This is a genomic window from Halopseudomonas sp. (genome assembly GCF_036961105.1).
GTDB lineage: Bacteria > Pseudomonadota > Gammaproteobacteria > Pseudomonadales > Pseudomonadaceae > Halopseudomonas.
In genome coordinates this window covers 1-24,224 of the sequence record NZ_JBALWW010000033.1, presented here as the reverse complement: position 1 = coordinate 24,224, position 24,224 = coordinate 1, and the positions used below count along the sequence as shown (strand labels likewise).

17 protein-coding genes are annotated in these 24,224 nt (G+C 58.0%); 12 read left to right on the top strand and 5 right to left on the bottom strand.

Annotated elements, in window-relative coordinates; all coding sequences use genetic code 11:
• The 4 genes from V7756_RS18510 to V7756_RS18495 form a co-directional block, all read left to right on the top strand.
• On the top strand, window positions 1-2,156 hold a 2,156-nt coding region (locus V7756_RS18510; RefSeq protein ID WP_335611685.1), incomplete at its 5' end, for a type VI secretion system Vgr family protein.
• Window positions 2,157-2,162: 6 nt separating this feature from the next.
• A complete protein-coding gene (locus V7756_RS18505; protein WP_335611684.1) occupies window positions 2,163-5,375 on the top strand; it encodes a phospholipase D-like domain-containing protein in 3,213 nt (1,070 codons plus the stop codon).
• Between the two features lie 14 nt (window positions 5,376-5,389).
• Entirely contained in the window at window positions 5,390-6,520 is a 1,131-nt protein-coding gene (locus V7756_RS18500) for a T6SS immunity protein Tli4 family protein (protein WP_335611683.1), read from the top strand.
• 167 nt (window positions 6,521-6,687) lie between these two features.
• Window positions 6,688-7,062 (top strand): DUF1622 domain-containing protein, encoded by a 375-nt coding sequence (locus V7756_RS18495; protein ID WP_335611682.1) that lies wholly within the window; start codon window positions 6,688-6,690, stop codon window positions 7,060-7,062.
• Window positions 7,063-7,155: 93 nt separating this feature from the next.
• Here V7756_RS18495 and V7756_RS18490 read toward each other — a convergent pair whose 3' ends face one another.
• The 5 genes from V7756_RS18490 to V7756_RS18470 all read right to left on the bottom strand — a co-directional run bounded on the left by V7756_RS18490 (window position 7,156) and on the right by V7756_RS18470 (window position 11,743).
• Window positions 7,156-8,091: a GGDEF domain-containing protein gene (locus V7756_RS18490; protein WP_335611681.1), complete on the bottom strand. Its 936-nt coding sequence runs from the start codon at window positions 8,089-8,091 to the stop codon at window positions 7,156-7,158.
• A 180-nt stretch (window positions 8,092-8,271) separates the two neighbouring features.
• Window positions 8,272-9,012 carry a YciK family oxidoreductase gene (locus V7756_RS18485; protein WP_335611680.1) on the bottom strand — a complete coding sequence of 247 codons (741 nt, stop codon included), beginning with the start codon at window positions 9,010-9,012 and terminating at the stop codon, window positions 8,272-8,274.
• On the bottom strand, window positions 9,005-9,685 hold the full coding sequence (locus V7756_RS18480; protein ID WP_335611679.1) for an HAD family hydrolase: 681 nt from the start codon (window positions 9,683-9,685) through the stop codon (window positions 9,005-9,007). Before V7756_RS18480 ends, V7756_RS18485 begins: the two co-directional genes overlap by 8 nt.
• Window positions 9,685-10,392: a bifunctional 2-polyprenyl-6-hydroxyphenol methylase/3-demethylubiquinol 3-O-methyltransferase UbiG gene (ubiG, locus tag V7756_RS18475; protein WP_335611678.1), complete on the bottom strand. Its 708-nt coding sequence runs from the start codon at window positions 10,390-10,392 to the stop codon at window positions 9,685-9,687. Before ubiG ends, V7756_RS18480 begins: the two co-directional genes overlap by 1 nt.
• A complete protein-coding gene (locus V7756_RS18470; RefSeq protein WP_335611677.1) occupies window positions 10,382-11,743 on the bottom strand; it encodes a TRZ/ATZ family hydrolase in 1,362 nt (453 codons plus the stop codon). The genes ubiG and V7756_RS18470 overlap by 11 nt, the downstream gene beginning before the upstream one ends.
• 205 nt (window positions 11,744-11,948) lie before the next feature.
• Here V7756_RS18470 and mtnA point away from each other — a divergent pair, with 205 nt between their 5' ends.
• From mtnA to rpsA, 8 genes are all read left to right on the top strand, one after another.
• Complete coding sequence (gene mtnA, locus V7756_RS18465; protein WP_335611686.1) at window positions 11,949-13,055, top strand: S-methyl-5-thioribose-1-phosphate isomerase; 1,107 nt, start codon at window positions 11,949-11,951, stop codon at window positions 13,053-13,055.
• 225 nt (window positions 13,056-13,280) lie between these two features.
• Complete coding sequence (gene gyrA / locus V7756_RS18460) at window positions 13,281-15,953, top strand: DNA gyrase subunit A (RefSeq protein WP_335611676.1); 2,673 nt, start codon at window positions 13,281-13,283, stop codon at window positions 15,951-15,953.
• Between the two features lie 2 nt (window positions 15,954-15,955).
• Window positions 15,956-17,041, top strand: coding sequence for a 3-phosphoserine/phosphohydroxythreonine transaminase (gene serC, locus V7756_RS18455; RefSeq protein ID WP_335611675.1), 1,086 nt, complete (start codon window positions 15,956-15,958; stop codon window positions 17,039-17,041).
• Between the two features lie 5 nt (window positions 17,042-17,046).
• Complete coding sequence (gene pheA / locus V7756_RS18450; protein WP_335611674.1) at window positions 17,047-18,144, top strand: prephenate dehydratase; 1,098 nt, start codon at window positions 17,047-17,049, stop codon at window positions 18,142-18,144.
• A gap of 91 nt (window positions 18,145-18,235) precedes the next feature.
• Window positions 18,236-19,348 (top strand): histidinol-phosphate transaminase, encoded by a 1,113-nt coding sequence (hisC, locus tag V7756_RS18445; protein WP_335611673.1) that lies wholly within the window; start codon window positions 18,236-18,238, stop codon window positions 19,346-19,348.
• Window positions 19,341-21,584, top strand: coding sequence for a bifunctional prephenate dehydrogenase/3-phosphoshikimate 1-carboxyvinyltransferase (locus V7756_RS18440; protein ID WP_335611672.1), 2,244 nt, complete (start codon window positions 19,341-19,343; stop codon window positions 21,582-21,584). Before hisC ends, V7756_RS18440 begins: the two co-directional genes overlap by 8 nt.
• Complete coding sequence (gene cmk / locus V7756_RS18435; RefSeq protein ID WP_335611671.1) at window positions 21,581-22,273, top strand: (d)CMP kinase; 693 nt, start codon at window positions 21,581-21,583, stop codon at window positions 22,271-22,273. The genes V7756_RS18440 and cmk overlap by 4 nt, the downstream gene beginning before the upstream one ends.
• Window positions 22,274-22,427: 154 nt before the next feature.
• Window positions 22,428-24,110: a 30S ribosomal protein S1 gene (gene rpsA / locus V7756_RS18430; RefSeq protein ID WP_335611670.1), complete on the top strand. Its 1,683-nt coding sequence runs from the start codon at window positions 22,428-22,430 to the stop codon at window positions 24,108-24,110.
• Window positions 24,111-24,224 lie beyond the last annotated feature (114 nt).

Genomic DNA, 24,224 nt, shown 5'->3' with positions numbered 1-24,224 from the left:
GCCCGCAATTAAGCTACCTGGCGCACCGCACCAATCAACGCATCTTCCAGCACCTTACCGCGCAGCAGATCATCAGCCGCCTGCTGGAAGAACACGGCATCCAGAGCGATGCCTACCGCTTTCAACTGAACCAGACCCACCCGGCCCGCGACTACTGCACCCAGTACGACGAAACCGACCTGCAGTTCGTCCAGCGCCTGTGTGAAGAAGAGGGTATGCACTACCACTTTGAGCACAGCGAAACCGGCCACATCATCGTCTTCGGCGATGATCAGACTGCCTTTCCGCAGCTACAAAATATCGGTTACAGCCAGGGCACCGGTCTGGTGGCCGACCAACCTGTGGTCAAACGCTTCGGCCTGCGCGTCGAAACCCGCCCCAGCCGCGTCACCCGCCGTGACTACGACTTTGAAAAGCCAAGGCTGCTGATGGAAGCCGCCTACAAAGGTGAGGCCACAGCAGAAGAACAAAACAAACCCCAACCCGACCTCGAAGACTACAACTACCCCGGCCGCTTCACCGACCGCGAACGCGGCAAACAACTCAGCCAGATCACCCTCGAACGCCACCGCGCCGAACAGCAACTGGCCGACGGCAGCAGCGATCAGCCACAACTACGCACTGGCCACTTCATGCCGCTCACCGGTCACCCGCGAGGCGACTGGAACGACCTCTGGCTGCTGACCGAAATCCAGCACGAAGGCAAACAACCCCAGGTGCTGGAAGAAGGCGTCACCAGCGACACAACGAAAAGTGATGGTTTTACCCAGGGCTACCGCAATCACTTCAAGGCCACGCCCTGGCAAGTCATCTGGCGCCCTCAGCTGGACCACAAGAAACCCAGGGTCCTCGGCAGCCAAAGCGCCGTCGTCACCGGCCCCGAGGGTGAAGAGATTCACTGCGATCAATACGGCCGTATCAAGGTGCAGTTTCACTGGGATCGTGAGGGCCAAGCCGATGACAAAACCAGTTGCTGGCTACGCGTTGCCTCCAGCTGGGCCGGCGACCGCTACGGCGGCATCGCCATCCCAAGAGTGGGCATGGAAGTACTCATCTCATTCCTCGAAGGCGACCCCGACCAACCGCTGGTCACCGGCTGCCTGTACCACAAGGAACACGAAGTCCCGTACCCGCTGCCGGCACACAAAACCCGCAGCGTGTTCAAAACTCTCAGCAGCCCCGGAGGCGACGGCTACAACGAACTGCGCATTGAGGACAAAAAGGGCGAAGAACAGATCTACCTGCACGCGCAGAAGGACTGGGACGAGAGCATCGAACATAACCAGACCATCCGCGTCGGCAACGAACGCCACGACACCGTCGAAGCCAACAGCTACAGCGAGTTCAAAGCCGAAGAACACCGCACCACCCACGCTGACCGCAAAACCGAAGTCAAAGCCAACGACCATCTCACCGTGGGCACCAGCCAGCACGTCAAACTCGGTGACAGCCAACTGACCCAGGCAGGCAACGAAATCCACTACCACGCCGGCGACAAGGTCGTCATAGACGCCGGCATGGAGCTCACCGCCAAAGGCGGCGGCTCCTTCCTCAAACTCGACCCCAGCGGCGTCAGCCTGGGCGGGGCGGGGATCAAGATCAATTCGGGTGGTGGGGCGGGCGCGGGTGCAGGGATCGCCATACTGCAGCCGCTCATTCCGCAACCTGCCAACTTCGACACTGCTGGCAACTTGCTCGACTTAGCCAAGCCGAACCCGACTCAGCCGTACACTGCCGAAGAGCCTCGCGAATACATGTTCAATATGAAGCTTATGGACGTACCCGGCGAAGACGGATTTCCGCTAGCACAAACGCCATGGCAAATAATGCAAGGTGAAACCACCCTGTTGTTTCAAGGCAAGACAGATGAACAAGGCAAGGTATTACTGGATGCGGAACAGCAAAAACAGGTTTCAAAAGCCTATTGCAGTAATCCAAAAAACCTCTGGCTCTGTTATCCCGGCCAGCGGGTAGCATTGAGCCTTCACGTCGAAAAAGATAACTGGGACGCAGAAAGCATCGCCTTGGCTGCACTTGATTATTGTGAGCCCACAAACGGCAGACACGGTGCAGTTAACTCGCTAGTCATCGAGCGCAGCAGGCAGGACAGCGGTTGGGACACTGACGTTTACGCCCATTTGAAATCAAAGGATTGATCGTTCATGACAAATAACAACGCGTATAACGGCATGCGAGCGAAGCAAATAAATCAGATCAATAGCAACGATGGCAAAGCACATGCCGCGTACTCCGCACCTGATTATTTTATTTCCAGTGAATCTACATTCGCGCCTAAACGCAGTGGCAATGAAGTACGTTTCTTTACCACTGGCGAGGACTATTTTAAAGATGTGGCTTCAGCCATCGATGCAGCAAAGAAAACGATTTTTATCACTGGCTGGCAGATAAATTATGATGTTCTGCTCGATGGCCGAAGAACGCTCTGGCAATGCTTGCATCAAGCACTTACCAGAGAATCTCAGCTGCGCGTGTATGTCGCTCCGTGGCTTAGCCCGTCGGGCAGCTTGGGCACCTTCGACGTAGATACCATGCTGGCTATGTTTCAGCTTAATGCCGGGTTGCAAAGTGGGCCCCGAGCATTCTGCGTACCCGCTACCCAGCAGAGTGATATGGGGGGGCTTGGCGTAGCCTTCTCGCACCATCAAAAGAGTGTAGTAATCGATAACCTTGTTGGTTATGTAGGCGGCATCGATCTGGCCTACGGAAGACGGGACGACAACAACTTCAGCCTTGATGCGACCAGCCGAAAAGGGAACGATGCTCGCAACCCCTGCATTCCTCAGCTGGGCTGGATGGAAATAGAGGATCATGTAAGTCGCAACGGTTTGATCATGGCGACACTGCTGGACTTGTCAAAAGCATCGCTAGGTGGTCCGACTCCAAGTCGGGCGGAAGTACTTAACAGTTTCAACTACGTGATCGACTTTTTTTCCAGCCCCCGCAGCCCAGTACTGCAGTCAGTGATAGACGGCGTAGACCGTGCTCAGGACGCTGTCGCTGGGTTAAGCACGGCAATTACCGAGATGAAATATAAGGTTTTGGAGCACAACATCCGCTCCATATCCAACCTCATAGAAGCCAGTCTGGATGACTTCGAGATAGACCCTGAGTTACGCGAACAAATTCAGCGCTGGCTAACCCAGCTAAAGCTCACTGGGGGGAATATAACCGAATCCTTGCGCGTAAAAAGCAGCTACCTGATAGCTCAGTGGACTTATGGAACAGACATTGGCAGATCCTTCGCCGCGCTGTTCAACGGTGGCTACAACACGATGCCCGGAAGCGTAATACAGCCCGTTTCAGAGCTGGCGACCAGCGTCTTCTGGCACTTGCATGGCCTTTTACAAGCGCAGGCTGCCAGCAACGAGGAGGCATTTCCCTACCTGCTTGAATATCCACAGCCGCTCGCCTCTGCCGACAACAGTTGCCTCGCACCTGACCAACCACGCATGCCATGGCAGGATGTGCATTGTCGTATCGAAGGCCCATCGGTCTACGATTTGTCCCGAAATTTTATTGATCGCTGGAATAGCCAACAAGCCTACTTGGCCAACAGCCCCCCTTTCCAAGACACCGCTATAGTAAAAAAGGCGTTGAATACGATTGCAACCTGGATCAATCAGTTGCTGCGTGCTGCGCGTTTACATCATTTCCTTGATGCCAACAACCTCATCAAACTCGATTTTAAGCAGGCACCACCTGTGTGGATAAACAAGGCGGAACAGTTGCCTGTCTATCCTGAAATAAAACCTAAAGGCATGAGCGTTCAGGTGCTGCGTAGCGCTGCAAACAACATGCAACAACAGGAGCAACGGGGGCGGCAGCAAGCGAATGTTAATTTACCCGCCATGCCGGGTTTTACCAGCAGCGGTGTGCAAGCCAACTGCAAGGACGCAATGCTGCAAGCCATCTCTAGCGCACAGCATTTCATCTATATCGAGAATCAGTTTTTTCAGAGCGACTTTGGCGAAGATGGAGAGCTTTACCCTTTTTTACGGATGTCAGGCCCTATGGCAAGCCTGCGCGACCCTCGCACACTGCGCCAAGATTTTGTAACTCGTGTACGGTTAGCAGAAGCGTTGGAAGCGAAAGACGTATGGGAACTTGATTGGCTGGAAATAGATGCCATCGCTCGCAATGCAGATGAAGAAAGTAACCGCTTCATCGAGCAAATGTTTGCCATGCTCGGTGTCAATGCCCAGGGCTGGGTCACCGATTTCCTAAGTGCACCGCAGGATCACATAGCTAACACAATTGGTAGCGCCCTCGCGTCGAGGATAAGCAAGGCAATAGATGAGGGTAATCCTTTCCATGTCTACATGGTCTTACCTGTGCACCCTGAAGGTACATTGAATACACCGAATATCATGCATCAGATTCACCTAACCATGCAGAGCCTGGTATTTGGCGAGAAAAGTTTGATCAAGAATATTCAGCGCCACATGGCTTTACGGGCTTTTATTGACCGAGGTGATAGCCCAGAAGCTGCAGCCAAGCGCATGAATAATATTGATCCAAGGTCCAATCGCCCACTATTTGAGCAGCAAGATTGGAGCAAATACCTCACATTGTTGAACCTGCGTACCTGGGGTGAACTTTCAGGCAAGGTGGTGACGGAGCAGATATATGTGCACAGCAAACTGCTAATTGCCGATGATCGAATAGCCATTCTCGGTAGCGCTAATATCAATGATCGCAGCTTGCTAGGCTCTAGAGACTCCGAGTTGGCTGTAGTCGTAAGGGACAGTACCCCAATTAATGTCGCGCTCGACGGTATCACTCCCTGTCAGGTAGGAAAAGCAGTCTACGAATTACGGGTCGCTTTATGGAAAAAGCATTTTGGGATGAGCCTGACCGGCAAAACACTCGTCCAGCCAGCCCATGAGCTGTTTGGGTGCTGGAATACGCCAGCGGCGGAAAGTACTTGGAGAGCAATTCAGACAGTTTCAAGTGAAAACACAAGACAATTTGAAACTGTTTTTGACTTCATTCCTAGAAATAAAAGTAAGGCGCAAATCGGGACATCGCCAAACCTATCGCAACATCCAAATGGTATCGCTGCGTCGGTTTGGCCCACATGGGCTTATCGCGATCTAAATGAGCCGGGAAAAGGTGGAGATTTAGCCGGGCCAATGCCTTATGAAAGGCACTTCTGGCGCTCAGCAGGTCAAAAAATTCCTTTGGCTTATTCAGCGCCAAAAGGCGTACAAGGCTTTATATGCCGATTGCCCATTGATTGGACCCGTGGTGAGAACAATGACTCAGGGCTTAATTTGAAAGCTGTTGCCAAGCTCATGCAAGAAGAACAACTTCCCGCTTTTGGAACCACCAACACTCGACGAGAGCAAGCCTAATGATGCTAACCTCGATGAAAGCCGTAGTGCCGTTTATTGGCTCCGTCCTTCTTTTAATCTCACAATACACAATAGCTGAGGTGACACGTCAAGAATGCTTAGGACGGATGAACTTCGTCGTACCAGAAAGTATCGAGTGGGCCACCTTCTCTAAGGGCTACACCCTCCGCATATCACAAGGAGGAGGGCATGGTTTTGGTTTAAAGGTAGGGGCTGATGGTGACAATGCTACCTACGGTGAGTTCGGCGCGGTCATCTACGTCAGCGATGAAGTGGATAGGTCCATGCTTGACGATGTTTATGGTTATCGACGAGGCACCAGCGTCTTGTATCAGGATCAGTTAAAAGAAGATTTGGAAACAGATAAGAGAATATTGAAGCGATTTGAACGTGAAAATTATTCCGTGGAGGATATTGAAGAAAAGAGAGAGCAAATGAAAAAACTTGAAGAGCAGATAGCTCTTGCCCTTCCTACAGTCCACGACCTCGGCATTCCCGACGCCTACTTTGTAGGCTCGGCTTCAGCCCCCGACGAAGCCTACATTTACCGTAATAATCGTGTGTACGCCTTTTTTATGCGTACAGCCTACGCTCAGGGCAAGGGTAAAGAAGCCATGCTGGATATGATGTCGCGTTTTCGGCCACGTGAGCTTTACGAGGTGCCGGATGAAAGCGGTGTATGCATCCCCTACGGTTTTATTGCCGATGATGGCAAAGCCCACTACTCCGTCAAAAACAGCCTGCGCTTCACCGCTACTCCCAACGTGGTATTCAGCATTGTCACGGCCTCCGCCAACGATCCTTGGGATACACACCCAAAAACAGGCACCTACGATACCGACTATTACCCCGGCTACGATGCCCAAAAGTGGACTTTTAAACGCTTTGTGGAGCCAACCTATATCGGCCCTCACTTGGCAGGAATGGACGGTTGGCGGCTTGATCCCAAACCTGATTCAGGTGAACAGGAGCGCGGCTGGTTTGGGTTGGCAAAAACCGGCGGCATGATGAGCCCACTGGTGGCTGTGCAGGTGTTCACCTTCCAGAAGGGCATTGATGATCTGACAGACTTCACCCCGCCGCCGGAAGAGGTATTGCCGCGCTGGAAGGCGCTGAGTGAAAGCATTGAAATAAGAGGCAATTGAAACCAGACATATGCCATTGCTGAGTTGCAGACTCGATATTGGCGCCTGCCGTTCGACAAAGGTTATGCTGGCCAGGCATTTAATGGGTACAGGGCAAACTCGGCTTCATCAGCCAAACCACTGGCGCCCTGTTATCTTCAAGTTCGGGATATAGCTCGAGAGAACCAATGAGAGACTGGGTCATCCATTTGGCAGAAATGACGGTCGGTGTGATTGAAATGCTCGGCCTGAGCATTATTGCGTTCACCGCAGTGTATTCAATTGTCGTCGCCATCATTCACGTGCTGAAGGGATACGATGCGGAGGGAGTGTACCGCGAGGTGCGGCAGCGCTTGGGGCGTGGAATATTGCTTGGGCTTGAGTTCCTGATTGCGGCAGATATCATTTTTACTGTCGCTGTGGATCTGACCTACGAGTCGGTTGGTGTGTTGGCGATGATTGTTCTGGTGCGCACCTTTTTGAGCTTCACGCTTGAGGTAGAGCTAACCGGCGCCTGGCCCTGGCAGAATCGCAGCCAGGAAAAGGAGGAAGAAAGCCGCTAGGGGCCTCTGCGCGCCAGCGTATGGATAGCTGGCGCGGCAAGAGGTGCCAACACCATGTCTGTCAGGCGTAGCCAGGTGTGCTGACTGCTGCAATCAACTCTCCACACACACCCGATTTCGGCCCAGACGCTTGGCGTCGTACATCAAGTGATCGCCACGGTTGATCAGGCTACTGGCGTTATCGTCGGCGTGCAAAGTGGCGAGCCCAAGGCTGACGGTCAGCGGGATTGGCTGGCTGTCCAGTTCGAACTGCATGTTTTCGACCGACTTGCGAATGCGCTCGGCAACCATGCGTGCGGCATCCAGGGAAGTGCTGTTGAGTAGTACGACAAACTCTTCTCCGCCCAGGCGATATAACCCGTCTACCGAACGCAACGAATCAGTGATGCAATTGGCGACTGCTTTGAGTGCGGCGTCGCCATAGGCGTGGCCATAGCGGTCGTTGACCTGTTTGAAGTGGTCGATGTCGAGCACCAGCAGAGACAGCGGTTGCTGGCTGCGCTGGCTCTGGCGGATGTCACGCTCCAGATTCTGATTGAGCGCCAGCCGATTGCTGGTGCCGGTCAGGCTGTCATTGAGCGCGTCGCGCAGGGCGTCACGGTACATGAGTGCGTTGCGTAATGGGTAGAGGAGGGTGCCGAGCAGGGTTTCAATCGCCAGCAGTTCGTTCTCGCCGAAGCGCTGTTGGCGGCTGAATTGCAGCTCCCCAAGATAGCTGCGGGCGTGCGAGATGCGGTAGCTGCAGCGATGCATTGCCGGCTGACCCAGTTGGCACGCCGAAGGCTCTGCATTGTGGCGGTATTCCAGGCCATCTACTTGCAGCAGCTGCTGCACGCCATTGAAAAACAATCCAAGAACCTGTTCCACGTCCAGAGAGGTCTGCAGGCTGTGTAGCAGTTGCAACTGCACCTTGTCGAATTGCTCGCCCAGTTTGGCAATCTTGCGCCGAGCGCTGGCCGTTGTCTCGGCGGTGCCGAGTTTGGCGCGGGCGGTGTCAAAGTCGATGGTGTTTCCCTGCACATGCATCATGGCGATTCCTGCTTGGAGATCTTATGCATGGATCTAAGCAATCAATGTGCCATTATTTAAAATCCTTTTTATTCAATGGCTTGCCTTTTGATGTCATTCAGAAAACAAAAGGGGCGGCAAAATATTGCCGCCCCTTTTTGTGATATTGCCGGTCTGGGCCCGGCCGCGCCAATAACTTGGCTACTGAGCGTCCAGCGCTTGGCCGTTAGTGCCCCGACTGTCCGGACCCAAAAGATAGAGAAACGCTGGCATGATGCTGCTGGGTTCCGGATTATTCTCTTTCGGCTCGTTGGGGTAGGCTTTGGCGCGCATCTTGGTACGGGTAGCGCCGGGGTTCAGGCTGTTGACGCGGATCTCGCTGGTGCCGTCCTGCTCGTCTGCAAGAGTCTGCATCAGGCCTTCCACGGCAAACTTGCTGACCGCATAGGGGCCCCAGTAGGCGCGACCCTTGCGGCCGACGCTGGATGAGAGCAATACCACCGAGGCATCGGGTGCGGCGCGCAGCAGCGGCATCATGGTCTTGGTCAGCAGGAAGGGCGCGTTCACGTTGACCTGCATGACTTTCAGCCAGGCGTCTGCCTTGACTGTATCCATCAGCGTACGCGGACCCAGCTCAGCGGCGTTATGCACCAGTCCGTCCAGTTTGCCGAAGGTGTCAAATAATTGGTCTGCCAGGTCTTCGTAGTCCTTTTCCAGCGCGGTTTCCAGGTTGAGCGGGCAGAGCGCAGGTTGCGGGTGGCCTGCAGCCTCGATTTCGTCGTACACGGCTTCGAGCTTGCTCAACGTGCGGCCCACCAGTACCACCGTGGCGCCATGGGCGGCGCAGCTGAGCGCGCAGGCACGGCCAATGCCGTCGCCAGCCCCGGTGATGAGAATGACCCTATCCTTGAGCAGGTCGGCGGGGGCGGTATAGTCAAACATGCAGAGTCTCCGTTATGCGGCGCATCTCCAGCCAGGGGCGGAGCGCGGCGACATTCTTGATGCTGTAAGTGGCTTGCCAGCTGTCCGGGTCATCGCCGGCGGGAATATAGCCATAGAGGGCTGCGACCGTTGCGGTTCCTGCGGCGCGGCCGGCCTGTATGTCACGCAGATGGTCGCCGACAAAGACGCAGCCGGCCGGGTCTACGCCCAGTTCTGCGCAAGCCTTGAGTACCGGCTCGGCGTGTGGCTTGCCGCGGCTGACCTGGTCCGGACAGACCAGGCTGGCGCAGCGTTCGGCCAGGCCCATGGTTTCCAGTAGCGGAATGCTGAAGCGGCTCATCTTGTTGGTGACCACTCCCCAGGGCAAGCCTTCTGCGTCCAGCCAGTCGAGCAGTTGCGGTATGCCTGGAAAGGGGTGGGTGTGGCTACCCAACTGCTGAGCGTAGCGCTGCAGAAAATCTTCGCGCAGCGCATCAAAGCCCTCTTCATCGGGACGCACGGCAAAGGCCGAACAGAGCATGCCAATTGAACCATCGGATACCTGGCTGCGGACCAGCTTGGCGTCGATCTCCGGGCGGCCGTGCTCGTGCAACATGGCGTCGATAATGGCCATGAAGTCGTCTACGGTGTCCAGCAGGGTGCCGTCCAGATCGAACAGAACGCTGTTGAGCATCAGGCCTGTGCCCCGCGCTGGCAATGCACCATGTAGTTGACGTCGACGTTGCTTTCCAGCTTGTAGGTCTTGGTGATGGGGTTGAAGGTCAGGCCGGTCATGTCGAGCAGGTTGAGGCCAGCCTCGCGTGACCAGCCACCCAGCTCGGCCGGGCGGATGAACTTGGCAAACTCGTGCGTGCCGCGTGGCAGCATCCGCAGCACATATTCTGCGCCGACGATGGCAAAGAGGAAGGATTTGGGGTTGCGATTGATGGTCGAGAAGAATACATGACCACCGGGTTTGACCAGTTTGGCGCAGGCGCGAATAACCGAGCCAGGATCGGGCACATGTTCGAGCATTTCCAGACAGGTCACCACGTCAAATCGGCCGGCGTGCAGTTCGGCAAACTCTTCTGCGGTGCTCTGCGCGTAATCGACCGCGACACCGGATTCCAGTTGATGCAGGCGCGCCACCGAGAGGGGCGCCTCGCCCATATCAATGCCGGTCACGGTCGCACCACGCTGCGCCATGGCTTCGGCCAGAATGCCGCCGCCGCAGCCAACATCCAGTACTTCCTTGCCGGCCAGTGCCACGCGCTCATCAATCCAGTTGGTGCGCAGTGGATTGATTTCGTGCAAGGGCTTGAACTCGCTGTTGCGATCCCACCAGCGACTGGCCAGCGCCTCGAACTTGGCAATTTCGGCGCGATCAACGTTAAGACTCATGTGTATCCCCTTTGCGAATGCGGGTGGCCAGCTCGCTGGCCTGCTGCAGCATCGGACCCGTGTCCAGAGAGCAGAGTTTCCCTGCCCGCAGCTTGTGTTTGCCGGCTACCCAGACATCGGAAACCTGGGCAGCGTTACAGGTGTACAGCAGTTGCGAGACCGGCTCGTGATCCGGCTGCTGGGCCAGGCCGGAAAGGTCGATGGCGGCGATATCTGCCGCCTTGCCCACTTCCAGAGAGCCAATGTCGTCGCTCAGGCCCAGCGCCTGTGCGCCCGCCAGCGTTGCCATGTGTAGCGCCGCGTGGGCGTCCAGCGCGGTGGGGTCGCCAGCGGTCAGCTTGGCCAGCAGGGCGGCGCTGCGCATCTCGCCGAGCATGTCCAGGTCGTTGTTGCTGGCGGCGCCATCGGTGCCCAGCGCCACGTTGACCTGTGCATCCAGCAGGCGCTGCACGGGCATGGCGCCGCTGGCCAGCTTCATGTTGGATTCAGGGCAGTGAATCAATTGCACGCCGTAGTCGCCGAGCAGCGTGAGGTCGTCGTCATTCACCTGCGTGACATGCACGGCCTGCAATCGAGGGCTGAGCAAGCCCAGGCGTTGCAGGCGCTGCAGGGGTCGCATGCCGGTCAGGCGTACGGCTTCCTCCACTTCAAAGGCGGTTTCATGTACGTGCATGTGAATCGGCAGTTCGAGCTCATCGGCCAGCGTGCGTACGCGGGTCAGGGTCTCATCGCCTACGGTGTAGGGCGCGTGGGGACCAAAGGCGACAGTGATAAGGCCGCTGTGCCGGCTTTCATCGTGCAGCTTCAGACCCTTGGCGATGGCCTCGGCGCTGTCGCGGGCGCCCGGGATGGGCGAGTCGATAACCGGGAAGGCCAGTTGTGCTCGCATCCCCGCGTCCATCGCTGCTGCCGCGGCAACTTCCGGGTAGAAATACATGTCTGAAAAACAGGTGGTGCCGCCGCGCAGCATCTCGGCAATCGCCAGGTCGGTGCCCAGGCGCACAAAATCGGCATTGACCCAGCGGCCCTCGGCTGGCCATATATGATCAGTAAGCCAGGTCATCAGCGGCAAATCGTCAGCCAGCCCGCGGAACAGGCTCATGGCCGCATGTCCATGGGCGTTGACCAGGCCGGGGATCAGCAGGTGGTTGGGTAGCTCGCAGCGCTCGCGGACCTTCAGTTCAGTTGTCTGCTCGACGGGCAGCAGCGCCACTATCCGGCCCTGATGCACTGCCAGAGCGTGCTGTTCCAGAATCTGGCCGCGCGGCACGACCGGCACTATCCAGCGAGGCAGGATCAGCAGGTCGAGTTCATCGGGCAGGCTGTTTATCTCAAGTTCGTGTTGTTTCATGGTCGGGAGTATAACCTTAGGCAAGAGGAGCGTGCAGTGGAATAAGCGCTACCACAATGCCGCAGAGCAGGCTCGATCAAGCTGATTGGGTCGGTTGCGGCGAAGGCTGGCGCGAGAGAGTGTTGCGAGTGGGTTGCAAAAGAATTGCGAAGAGAACGAGCAGTTGTATCGCCGGGGTGGATCATAATAAGGGGAGCTCGCTATGCTGCAGCCGGAATCCGTAATCAGTGAGCAGGTCTCGCTGGAGGCGATCAAATGGGTCGGCAATCGCCGCCTGCGCGTGCTGGATCAACGCCGCCTGCCGGACCTGATTGTCTATCGTGAATGCAGCAGCGCGGTGGACGTGGCCGAAGCCATCACCTGCATGACGGTGCGTGGTGCCTCGGCCATCGGCATTGCCGCCGCCTACGGCGTCGTGCTTGCGGCCATGGCCGTGGAGACCAGTGATGACTGGGAGGCCGCGCTGGCAGCCGACTTTGCCATGTTGGAGCAAACGCGCCCAACTGCCCGCAGCCTTTCCTGGGCGTTGGACATCATGCGCGAAACCTTGCGCCAGACGCTGCGTCAAACCCTGCACCCTCTACCAGTCCAACTCGATGTGCCCGCCCGGTTGCTGCAGGCGGCCATTGCCGTGCATGACAGCGACCGCGAAGCCAACCGCAGCATGGCGCGGCTGGGCATGCAGATGATCGGACGCAGGCAGAAGAAGGCGCAGAAAATCATGGTGCACGGCAATGCCGGTGCCCTGGGCAGTGGCGGTTACGGCAGCGCCTTGGGGGTGGTGCGCGCTGCCCATGAGGCCGGCCTGGTGGATGAGGTGTATGTCAGCGAAACCCGGCCCTGGTTGCAGGGGTCGCGGCTTACTGCCTGGGAATTGGCGCAGGCCGGCATTCCCGCGCAGCTGCATGTCGACAGTGCGGCCGCCCATCTGATGAAGAACCAGAATATCGCCTGGGTTGTGGTGGCGGCGGACCGCATTGCCGCCAACGGCGACGCCATCTGCAAGATGGGTACCTACGCTCTGGCGGTGCTCGCTATGCACCATGGCCTGCGTTTTATGGTGGTGGCCCCCACCACCTGCGTCGACCTTGCTTTGGAAGTGGGCGACGACCAGCCGTTGGAACAACGCTCCAGCCGTGAGCTGCTGCGCCTGGGTGAGCGCAACATTGATACCGGTGTAGCGGTAAATAACACCATTTTCGACGTGACTCCCGCTGATCTCATCGATGTGATCGTGACCGAAAAGGGTGCGGTCGAACGTCCGGATGGGCGCAAGCTGGCGGATCTGGTCAGTCATCGGCGTCTGCATTGAGTCAGTAGGCCCCTGAGCGCGCCTCAGGGGCCTTTTCTACTGCTGGTTAATCCCTCCCTCCCATGTCTCGTCTGTGGTATCCTGTGCGGCTTTGATCGGGCGGATAGAGCGGCGTCGCGGCCAAATCGCCGCAGCCTTCGCGGGCCAGCGTTGCCATCCCCCTTGTGCGCTTGAATAATGCTATTGGCATCAATGAGTTGCCGACAATAAAAGGAATGCCGTTTCATGGGTGAACTGGCCAAAGAAATCCTTCCAGTCAGTATTGAAGACGAGTTGAAGCAGTCCTACCTGGATTACGCCATGAGCGTGATCGTCGGGCGGGCGTTGCCGGATGTGCGCGACGGCCTCAAGCCCGTGCACCGTCGTGTGCTGTTCGCCATGAGCGAGCTGAACAACGACTGGAACAAGCCCTACAAGAAGTCGGCTCGTGTGGTCGGTGACGTGATCGGTAAGTATCACCCGCATGGTGACTCTGCCGTGTACGACACCATCGTCCGTATGGCGCAGCCGTTTTCGCTGCGCTATCTGCTGGTTGATGGCCAGGGCAACTTCGGTTCGGTCGACGGCGACAACGCCGCCGCTATGCGATATACCGAAATCCGCATGACCAAGCTGGCCCACGAGCTGCTGGCCGACCTGGACAAGGAAACCGTCGACTGGGTGCCCAACTATGACGGCACCGAACAGATTCCGGCCGTGTTGCCTACCAAGGTGCCGAACCTGCTGATCAACGGCTCCAGCGGTATCGCCGTGGGCATGGCGACCAATATTCCGCCGCATAACCTGACCGAAGTGGTCAATGGCTGTCTGGCGCTGATTGCCAATCCGGACATGACCATCGATGATCTGATGGAATACATTCCCGGTCCCGATTTCCCCACCGCGGGCATCATCAACGGCCGCGCCGGTATTGTTGAAGCCTACAAGACTGGCCGTGGTCGTATTTATGTGCGCGCCCGTTGCGAAATTCAGGATATCGACAAGGTCGGTGGCCGTCAGCAGATCATCATTCATGAGCTGCCATACCAGTTGAACAAGGCGCGGCTGATCGAGAAAATCGCCGAGCTGGTAAAAGAGAAGAAGATCGAAGGTATTTCCGAGCTGCGCGATGAGTCCGACAAGGACGGCATGCGCGTGGTCATCGAGCTGCGTCGGGGCGAAGTGGCCGAAGTAGTACTTAACAACCTGTATCAGCAAACGCAGATGCAGGGCGTGTTTGGTATCAATATCGTCGGTCTGCTCGACGGCCAGCCGCGCATTCTCAACCTGAAAGAACTGCTCGATGCCTTCGTGCGTCACCGCCGCGAAGTGGTGACTCGACGTACCGTTTACGAGCTGCGCAAGGCACGCGAGCGTGGCCACATTCTGGAAGGCCAGGCCGTCGCGCTCTCAAACATCGATCCGGTGATCGAGCTGATCAAGAAGTCGCCCACCCCGGCTGACGCCAAGGTGGCGCTGATCGCCAAGGCCTGGGAGCCGGGTGCGGTAGTCGAGATGGTCGAACGCGCCGGTGCAGAATCCTGCCGCCCGGATGGTCTGGACGAGCAGTACGGTCTGCGTGAAGGAAAGTACTACCTGTCACCCGAGCAGGCTCAGGCGATTCTCGAGTTGCGCCTGCACCGTCTGACCGGCCTGGAACACGAGAAGCTGCTCAGCGAGTATCAGGAGATTCTGACCCAGATCGGTGAGCTGCTGCGCATTCTCAACAGCGAAGTGCGTCTGATGGAAGTCATTGTCGAGGAGCTTGAACAGATTCGCGACAACTACGGCGACGCCCGGCGTACCGAGATCGTGGCCTCGCGCATGGATCTGACCATTGCCGACCTGATTACCGAAGAAGACCGCGTGGTGACCATCTCTCACGGTGGTTACGCCAAGAGCCAGCCGCTGGCCGATTACCAGGCGCAGCGCCGTGGCGGCCGCGGCAAGGCGGCAACCGGCGTCAAGGATGAAGACTACGTTTCGCATCTGCTGGTCGCACACAGTCACACCACGTTGCTGCTGTTCTCCAGCCGCGGCAAGGTTTACTGGCTCAAGACTTATGAGATACCCGAGGCGTCACGTACCGCGCGTGGCCGGCCGCTGGTGAATCTGCTGCCGCTGGAGGAGGGTGAGTTCATCTCCACCATGCTACCGGTCGACGAATACACCGAAGGCTGGTTCATCTTCATGGCCACCGCCAACGGCACCGTGAAGAAGACGCCGCTGGAGCAGTTCAGCCGTCAGCGCAGCGTGGGTCTGATCGCGCTGGATCTGGATGAAGGTGACACTCTGATTTCCGCCGCGCTGACCAACGGCGAGCGCGAGATCATGCTGTTCTCCGACGGCGGCAAGGTTACCCGCTTCAAGGAAACCGACGTGCGCGCCATGGGCCGTACTGCCCGCGGTGTGCGCGGCATGCGTCTGGCCGAAGGTCAGCGTCTGGTGTCCATGCTGATTGCCGAAGCCGGCACTCAGATTCTCACCGCCTCGGCGCGTGGCTTCGGCAAGCGCACCGCAGTTGAAGACTTCCCGCAGTACAAGCGCGGCGGCCAGGGCGTCATCGCCATGGTCTCCAACGAGCGCAACGGGCCGTTGGTCGGCGCAGTGCAGGTGGTAGACGGCGAAGAAATCATGTTGATCTCCGATCAGGGCACCCTGGTGCGCACCCGCGTCAGCGAGGTCTCCTGCCTGTCACGTAATACCCAGGGCGTGATGCTGATTCGTCTGGCGTCAGACGAAAAGCTGGTAGGCCTGGAGCGCGTTCAGGAGCCCTCGGAAGAGGAGCTGGAAGCAGCGGTCGAGCTGGATGAAGAGGGTAATCCTCTGCCGGTGGAGCCTGCGGCCAATGATGACGCGCAGGATGATGAAGAGCAGCAACCCTTGGATGATCAGCAATCTCTGGATGATCAGGAGTAATCGTGAGTAAGCGTCTGTTCAATTTCTGCGCGGGCCCGGCGGCGTTGCCGGAAGCCGTACTTCAGCGGGCCCAGGCCGAACTGCTTGATTGGCAGGGCAAGGGGCTGTCGGTGATGGAAATGAGTCACCGTAGTGACGAATTCGTCAGTGTCGCGCAAACCGCAGAGCAGGATCTGCGTGATCTGCTGCTGATCCCCGACAACTACAAGGTCTTGTTTTTGCAGGGTGGCGCCAGTCAGCAGTTTGCGCAGATTCCGCTGAACCTGATGCCCGAGGGCGGCAGCGCCGACTATATAGACACCGGTATCTGGTCGCGCAAGGCTATCGAGGAAGCGTCGCGCTTTGGCGCGGTTAACGTCGCCGGCAGTGCCAAGGCTTATGACTACTTCGCCATCCCCGGGCAGAACGAGTGGCAGCTGTCGCAAGACGCCGCCTACGTACATTACTGCCCCAATGAAACCATTGGCGGTCTGGAATTCAACTGGGTACCGCAGACCGGTGACGTGCCGCTGGTGGCAGATATGTCTTCGACCATCCTGTCGCGCCCCGTGGATGTATCGCAGTTCGGCATGATCTACGCCGGCGCGCAGAAGAACATCGGCCCCAGTGGTCTGGTAGTGGTCATCATTCGTGAAGATCTGCTCGGCAAGGCTCGCTCCAGCTGCCCGACCATGCTGGATTACGCTGTAGCCGCGCAGAATGACTCCATGTACAACACGCCGCCAACCTTCGCCTGGTACCTGTCCGGCCTGATCTTCAGCTGGCTCAAGGAGCAGGGCGGTCTGGATGCCATGAAACGCATCAATGACGCCAAACAGCGCAAGCTGTATGCAGCAATTGATGCCAGCGAGTTGTACAGCAACCCGATCAACCTGGCTGATCGCTCCTGGATGAACATTCCGTTCCGCTTGGCGGACGATCGTCTGGATAAGCCGTTCCTGGCCGGCGCCGAAGAGCGCGGTCTGCTGAACCTCAAAGGCCACAGATCAGTTGGCGGTATGCGCGCGTCCATCTATAACGCCGTGCCTGAAGCGGCGGTGGATGCACTGGTGGCCTACATGGCCGAGTTCGAACAGCAGCACGGTTGATTTCCATGTCAGATGAAGACCAGTTGAAGGCGCTGCGCAAGCGTATCGATACCATTGACGAGAAGATTCTCGGCCTGATCAGCGAGCGAGCCGCCTGCGCGCAAACCGTAGCCCAGGTAAAGCAGAAGTCGCTGCCGGCTGACGCCAAGCCGGTGTTTTACCGTCCCGAGCGTGAAGCCTGGGTGCTCAAGCACATCATGGAGCTGAACCAGGGTCCGCTCGATAACGAAGAGATGGCGCGCCTGTTTCGCGAGATCATGTCGGCCTGCCTGGCGCTGGAAGAGCCGTTGCGCGTGGCCTACCTGGGTCCAGAAGGCACTTTCACCCAGGCTGCCGCGCTCAAGCACTTTGGCCACTCGGTGATCAGCGTGCCTATGGCCGCGATTGACGAAATCTTCCGCGAGGTCGCAGCGGGCGCCGTGCAGTTTGGTGTGGTGCCGGTGGAGAACTCGACCGAGGGCGCTATCAACCATACGCTCGACAGCTTCCTTGAACACGACATGGTCATCTGTGGTGAAGTGGAACTGCGTATTCACCACCATCTGTTGGTGGGCGAAAATACCCGCGCCGACAAGATATCCCGAGTGTATTCGCACTCCCAGTCGCTGGCACAATGCCGCAAATGGCTAGACGCACATTACCCGAACGTCGAGCGCGTGGCTGTGGCCAGCAATGCCGAGGCGGCCAAGCGGGTCAAGGGTGAATGGAATTCTGCGGCCATTGCCGGCGACATGGCGGCCGAGCTGTACGGCCTGACCAAGCTTGCAGAAAAGATCGAGGATCGGCCGGACAATTCCACCCGATTCCTGATCATCGGCAACCAGACAGTACCGCCCACCGGCGACGACAAGACCTCGGTCATCGTCTCCATGCGCAACAAGCCGGGCGCTTTGCATCAGCTGCTGCAGCCGTTCCACTCCAACGGCATCGATCTGAGTCGGATTGAAACCCGCCCGTCGCGCAGCGGTAAATGGACCTACGTGTTCTTCATCGACTTCTTCGGCCATCAACACGACCCGCTGATTCGTGACGTGCTGGAGAAAATCAACGATGACTCGGTGGCACTGAAGGTGCTGGGGTCCTACCCGAAAGCGGTGCTCTAAATCGTCGGCGCCAAGCTGCAAGCCTCAAGCTGCAAGCAACTGCGGCCTGGTGTGACTTGAAGCTTGGCGCTTGTAGCTTGAGGCTTGTGTTATGACCTGTGATTTCCTCGCTCTGGCTCGCCCAGGCGTACAAAAGCTATCCCCTTACGTTCCTGGCAAGCCGGTAGAAGAGCTGGCCCGCGAGTTCGGGTTGCGTGCTCAGGATATTGTCAAACTGGCCAGCAACGAGAACCCGCTGGGCCCCAGTCCGGCGGTCAAGGCGGCCCTCGCGGCGGCTGTTGCCGAGTTGACGCGCTATCCCGATGGTAACGGCTTTGCCCTCAAACAGGCGCTGTCGGTCAGACTGGGTGTGGATACTGCCGGTATTACGCTGGGCAACGGTTCCAACGATATTCTGGAGCTGGTGACCCGCGCCTTTGTCGGGCCTGAGCATGAAGTGGTTTTCAGTGATCATGCCTTTGCTGTTTATCCGATTGTCACCCAGGCGGTGGGCGCCAGGGCGGTATCCGTTCCGGCGAAGAACTGGGGGCATGATCTGGTTGCCATGGCAGACGCCATTACCGAAGCGACCCGGCTGATCTTTATCGCCAACCCCAACAACCCGACCGGGACCTGGATCGAGCGCGACGAGCTTGAAGCTTTTCTCGCCAAGGTGCCGGAGCAGGTCATAGTCGTGCTGGATGAGGCCTATACCGAATACGTCGAGACCGACGACGTGCCCAATGGTATGGACTATCTGACGCAGTATCCCAATCTGCTGGTATCGCGCACCTTCTCCAAGGCCTACGGGCTGGCTGCGTTGCGCGTGGGCTATGGCGTTTCCAGTCCGCAGATTGCCGATGCGCTAAACCGGGTGCGCCAGCCGTTCAATGTCAACAGCCTGGCGCTGGCAGCGGCTCTGGCCGCTCTTCAGGATGAGGCCTATCTGATCGAAAGTCGGCGCATCAACCGGCTCGGCATGCAGCAACTGGAGGATGGCTGCGCGGCAATGGGGCTTGGCTGGATACCTTCGCGCGGCAACTTCCTGGCTATCGACCTTGGGCGCGAGGCCGCGCCGGTGTTCCAGGCGCTGTTGCGTGAGGGCGTGATTGTACGGCCGGTGGCCAACTACGGTATGCCCAACCACCTGCGCGTGAGCGTCGGCCTGCCGGAAGAGAATCAGCGTTTTCTGGATGTGCTTAAAGTGGTGATGCTCCGTGGTTGATGTAACGGCCATGTCATCAAGGGCTCCCACAATCGGGCGTCTGGCGGTGGTCGGGCTCGGACTGATTGGTGGCTCCTTTGCCAAGGGCATGCGCCAGAGCGGTTTGTGCACCGAGGTGGTGGGTTGCGATCTGGACCCGGTGGCGCGTCGTCAGGCGGTGCCGCTGGGTGTAGTAGATCGAGTTGCCGCCGATCTGGCCGAGGCGGTAGAAGGCGCCGATGTAATTATGCTCGCCGTACCGGTGCTGGGTATGCGCACCGTGCTGGAGCGGCTTGCAGCTATGCCGCAGCACAGCGCGGTGATCACCGATGTCGGCAGCACCAAGGGCGCAGTAGTCAAAGCGGTGGAAGAGGTATTCGGTGAGGTGCCGGGCAACTTTGTACCGGGCCATCCTATTGCCGGCTCGGAGAAGAGCGGGGTCGAGGCTGCTCGCGCGGATCTGTTCAAACATCACAAGGTGATATTGACGCCGCTGAACAGCACCAGCGAGCAAGCGCTGACTACAGTGCAACAATGCTGGCTGGCGTTGCAGGCCGATGTCGAGCTGATGAGCGTGGCTGATCACGACGAAGTATTGGCCGCCACCAGCCATCTGCCGCACCTGTTGGCGTTTTCGCTGGTTGATACGCTGGCCGGACGTAATGAAAATCTGGAAATTTTCCGCTACGCCGCCGGTGGATTCAGGGATTTCACTCGCATCGCGGCGAGCGATCCGGTGATGTGGCGTGATGTGTTTCTGGCCAATCGGGAAGCGGTATTACGCAGCCTGGACGCCTTTACTCAGGATTTGAGCCGCTTGCGCGAAGCCGTCGAAAGCCGGGATGCCAACACCCTTTTGGGCGTGTTCACCCGGGCCAAGTCGGCGCGCGAGCATTTCAGTACTATTTTGGCCCGTCGGGCTTATATGGAACCTATGCAGACTAAATCCATCAATTTCGTCGCCAGTCCCGGCGGCAAGGTGCAGGGCCAGATTCGCGTGCCCGGCGACAAGTCCATCTCCCACCGCTCCATCATGCTGGGTTCGCTGGCTGAAGGCGTGACCGAGGTAGAAGGTTTCCTGGAAGGTGAAGACAGCCTGGCTACGCTGCAGGCATTTCGCGACATGGGCGTGGTGATCGAAGGCCCGAACCATGGGCGCGTCACCATCAACGGTGTGGGGTTGCACGGCTTGCAGGCACCGCCCGGGTCCCTGTACCTGGGTAACTCGGGCACCTCGATGCGGCTGCTCTCCGGTCTGTTGGCCGGCCAGACCTTTGATACCGTGCTGACCGGCGACGCTTCGCTGTCCAAGCGCCCGATGGGGCGCGTGGCCAAGCCACTGCGCGAAATGGGCGCCCAGATTGAAACCGGTGACGAGGGTCGGCCGCCCCTGCGCATCGGCGGGGCAGGGCGGTTGATGGGTATGGATTACAGCATGCCAATGGCCAGTGCCCAGGTGAAATCCTGTGTCCTGCTGGCCGGGCTCTATGCGTCGGGCACCACCTCGGTCACCGAGCCAGCGCCCACGCGCGATCACACCGAGCGCATGCTCAAGGGCTTTGGTTACCCGGTCAAGGTCGACGGCGCTACTGTGACCATCGAGTCTGGTCACACCTTGAAGGCCTGCAAGATCGACGTACCGGCGGATATTTCCTCGGCTGCCTTCTTCATGGTGGCTGCCAGCATCTGCGAAGGCGCCGATCTGCTGCTTGAGCACGTGGGTATCAACCCCACGCGTATTGGCGTCATCAACATCCTGCGGGAAATGGGCGGCAATATTGAGCTGACCAACGAGCGCGAAGTAGGCGGTGAGCCGGTCGCTGACATACGGGTGCGCTATGCTCCGCTGAAGGGAATTGATATCCCGGTGGATCAGGTGCCGCTGGCGATTGACGAATTCCCAGTACTTTTCGTGGCTGCGGCCTGTGCTGAAGGGCGTACGGTGTTGCGTGGTGCGGAAGAGTTGCGGGTCAAAGAGTCCGACCGTATCCAGGTCATGGCCGACGGCCTTATCACGCTGGGTGTGAAAGCTGAGCCCACTCCTGATGGCATTATCATCGAGGGTAGCGCCATCGGTGGTGGCAGCGTAGAGAGCCACGGGGATCACCGTATCGCCATGTCGTTTGCGGTCGCTGCGTTGCGCGCTGCAGGCGATATTCAAATCAATGACTGCGCCAATGTGGCGACATCATTCCCGGACTTTGTCGGCCTGGCGCAAAGCGTCGGCATGCAGGTCCGTCTGGAGGAGAACGCGTGACTGAACAAGCTATCCCGGTGATCACCATCGACGGCCCGGGCGGGTCGGGGAAGGGCACCATCGCCGGTTTGCTGGCCAGTCGACTGGGTTGGAATCTGCTCGATTCCGGCGCGCTGTATCGGCTACTTGCATTCGCGGCGCACAACCACGGCGTGGCGTTGACCAATGAAGAGGCGCTGGAAGCGCTCGCAGCCCACCTGGACGTGCAGTTCGTCGCGGGCCACGACGCGCGCGAGCAGCACATCATTCTTGAAGGCGAAGAAGTAACCCGGGCCATTCGCACCGAAACCGTTGGCGCCGGCGCTTCCCAGGTCGCCGCCTTGCCGGCGGTGCGAGCTGCGCTGCTGCAGCGCCAGCGCGCCTTTCGCGAAGCGCCGGGCCTGGTGGCCGATGGTCGCGATATGGGTACCGTGGTTTTTGCCGATGCCCAATTGAAGGTTTTTCTGACTGCCAGCGCAGAAGAACGGGCAGGCAGACGTCATAGGCAGTTGCTCGAAAAGGGTGAAACTGCTAATCTGGCGAGTCTTCTCGATGAGATTGTTGCGCGGGATGATCGGGACATGAATCGTAGCATCGCGCCCCTGCGGCCAGCTGCTGATGCTATCCAGATCGATTCCACCAAAATGAGCATCGAAGAGGTACTTGAAATGGTTCATCAGGAAGCGCAACAACGCGATCTGCTGAACTGATCAGGCTGCTCTATCCGGGCAACCAGCGAAACCGGAAAGAGCATTGATACCATCAACCCACGCAAGCTGGTGGCGTGGCGGGTAAGTGGCTGCACGGCGCGCTCTTGAGCGGCTGAGCGGTAGCTGCCTTTATACTTAATTTACAGGATTCCAAATGAGCGAAAGCTTTGCCGAACTTTTTGAAGAAAGCCTAAAAACCCTTGATATGGAGCCGGGCTCCATCATCACTGGTATCGTTGTGGACATCGACTCCGACTGGGTCACCGTTCACGCCGGTCTGAAATCAGAGGGTGTTATCCCGCGTGATCAGTTCCTGGACGAACAGGGCGAACTGACCATCGCTGTGGGTGATGAGGTGCACGTTGCACTGGATGCCGTCGAAGACGGTTTCGGTGAAACCAAGCTGTCCCGCGAGAAGGCCAAGCGCGCCGAATCGTGGAAGGTCCTCGAAGCTGCTTTCGCTGCAGAAGAAGTCGTCAAGGGCGTCATCAACGGCAAGGTCAAAGGTGGCTTTACCGTCGACGTCAACACCATCCGTGCGTTCCTGCCGGGCTCGCTGGTTGACGTACGTCCCGTACGTGACACCACCCACCTGGAAAACAAGGAACTGGAATTCAAGGTCATCAAGCTGGACCAGAAGCGCAACAACGTTGTCGTTTCCCGTCGTGCTGTCCTGGAAGCCGAGAACTCCGCCGAGCGCGAAGCCCTGCTGGAAACCCTGCAGGAAGGTCAAGTCGTCAAGGGTATCGTCAAGAACCTCACCGATTACGGTGCGTTCGTCGACCTGGGCGGCGTCGATGGCCTGCTGCACATTACCGACATGGCGTGGAAGCGTATCAAGCATCCGTCCGAGATCGTCAACGTTGGCGACGAGATCGACGTCAAGGTCCTGAAGTTCGACCGCGAGCGCAACCGCGTTTCTCTGGGTCTGAAGCAACTGGGCGAAGATCCGTGGGTTGCTATCACCGGTCGTTATCCGGAAGGCACTCGCGTTACCGCCAAGGTCACCAACCTGACCGACTACGGCTGCTTCGCCGAGCTGGAAGAAGGCGTTGAAGGCCTGGTTCACGTTTCCGAAATGGACTGGACCAACAAGAACATCCACCCGTCCAAGGTTGTCAACGTTGGCGACGAAGTGGAAGTTATGGTTCTGGACATCGACGAAGACCGTCGTCGTATCTCCCTGGGGATCAAGCAGTGCAAGATGAACCCGTGGGAAGAGTTCTCCAGCAAGTTCAACAAGGGCGACAAGATCTCCGGTTCCATCAAGTCCATCACCGACTTCGGTATCTTCATCGGTCTGGATGGCGGCATCGACGGTCTGGTTCACCTGTCCGACATCTCCTGGAACGAAGCTGGCGAAGAAGCGGTACGTCGCTTCAAGAAAGGCGACGAGATCGAGACTGTCATCCTGTCTGTTGATCCGGAGCGTGAGCGTATCTCCCTGGGCGTCAAGCAGCTGGAAGACGATCCGTTCTCCAACTTCGTTTCCCTGAACGAGAAAGGCACCATCATCACCGGTACCGTCAAGGAAGTTGACGCCAAGGGCGCAGTAATCACCCTGGCCGATGACATCGAAGGCACTCTGAAAGCCTCCGAAATCAGCCGTGACCGCGTTGAAGATGCTCGCAACGTTCTGAACGAAGGCGACAGCGTCGAAGCCAAGATCATCAGCATCGACCGCAAGAGCCGCGTCATCAGCCTGTCTATCAAGGCGAAAGACGTAGAAGACGAGAAAGAAGCCATCCAGGACCTGCGCAAGCAGGAAATGCTGGCAGCTGGTCCGACCACCATCGGTGATCTGATCAAGCAGCAGATGGAAGGCAAAGGCAACTAAGCCTTTCCAGCTGTAGAAAAAGGGCGACTTCGGTCGCCCTCAGACTGCTGACAAAGCCCTGGCTCTTTAGCCGGGGCTTTGTTTTTATATGGGCACTCCAGAATGTCAGGGTAT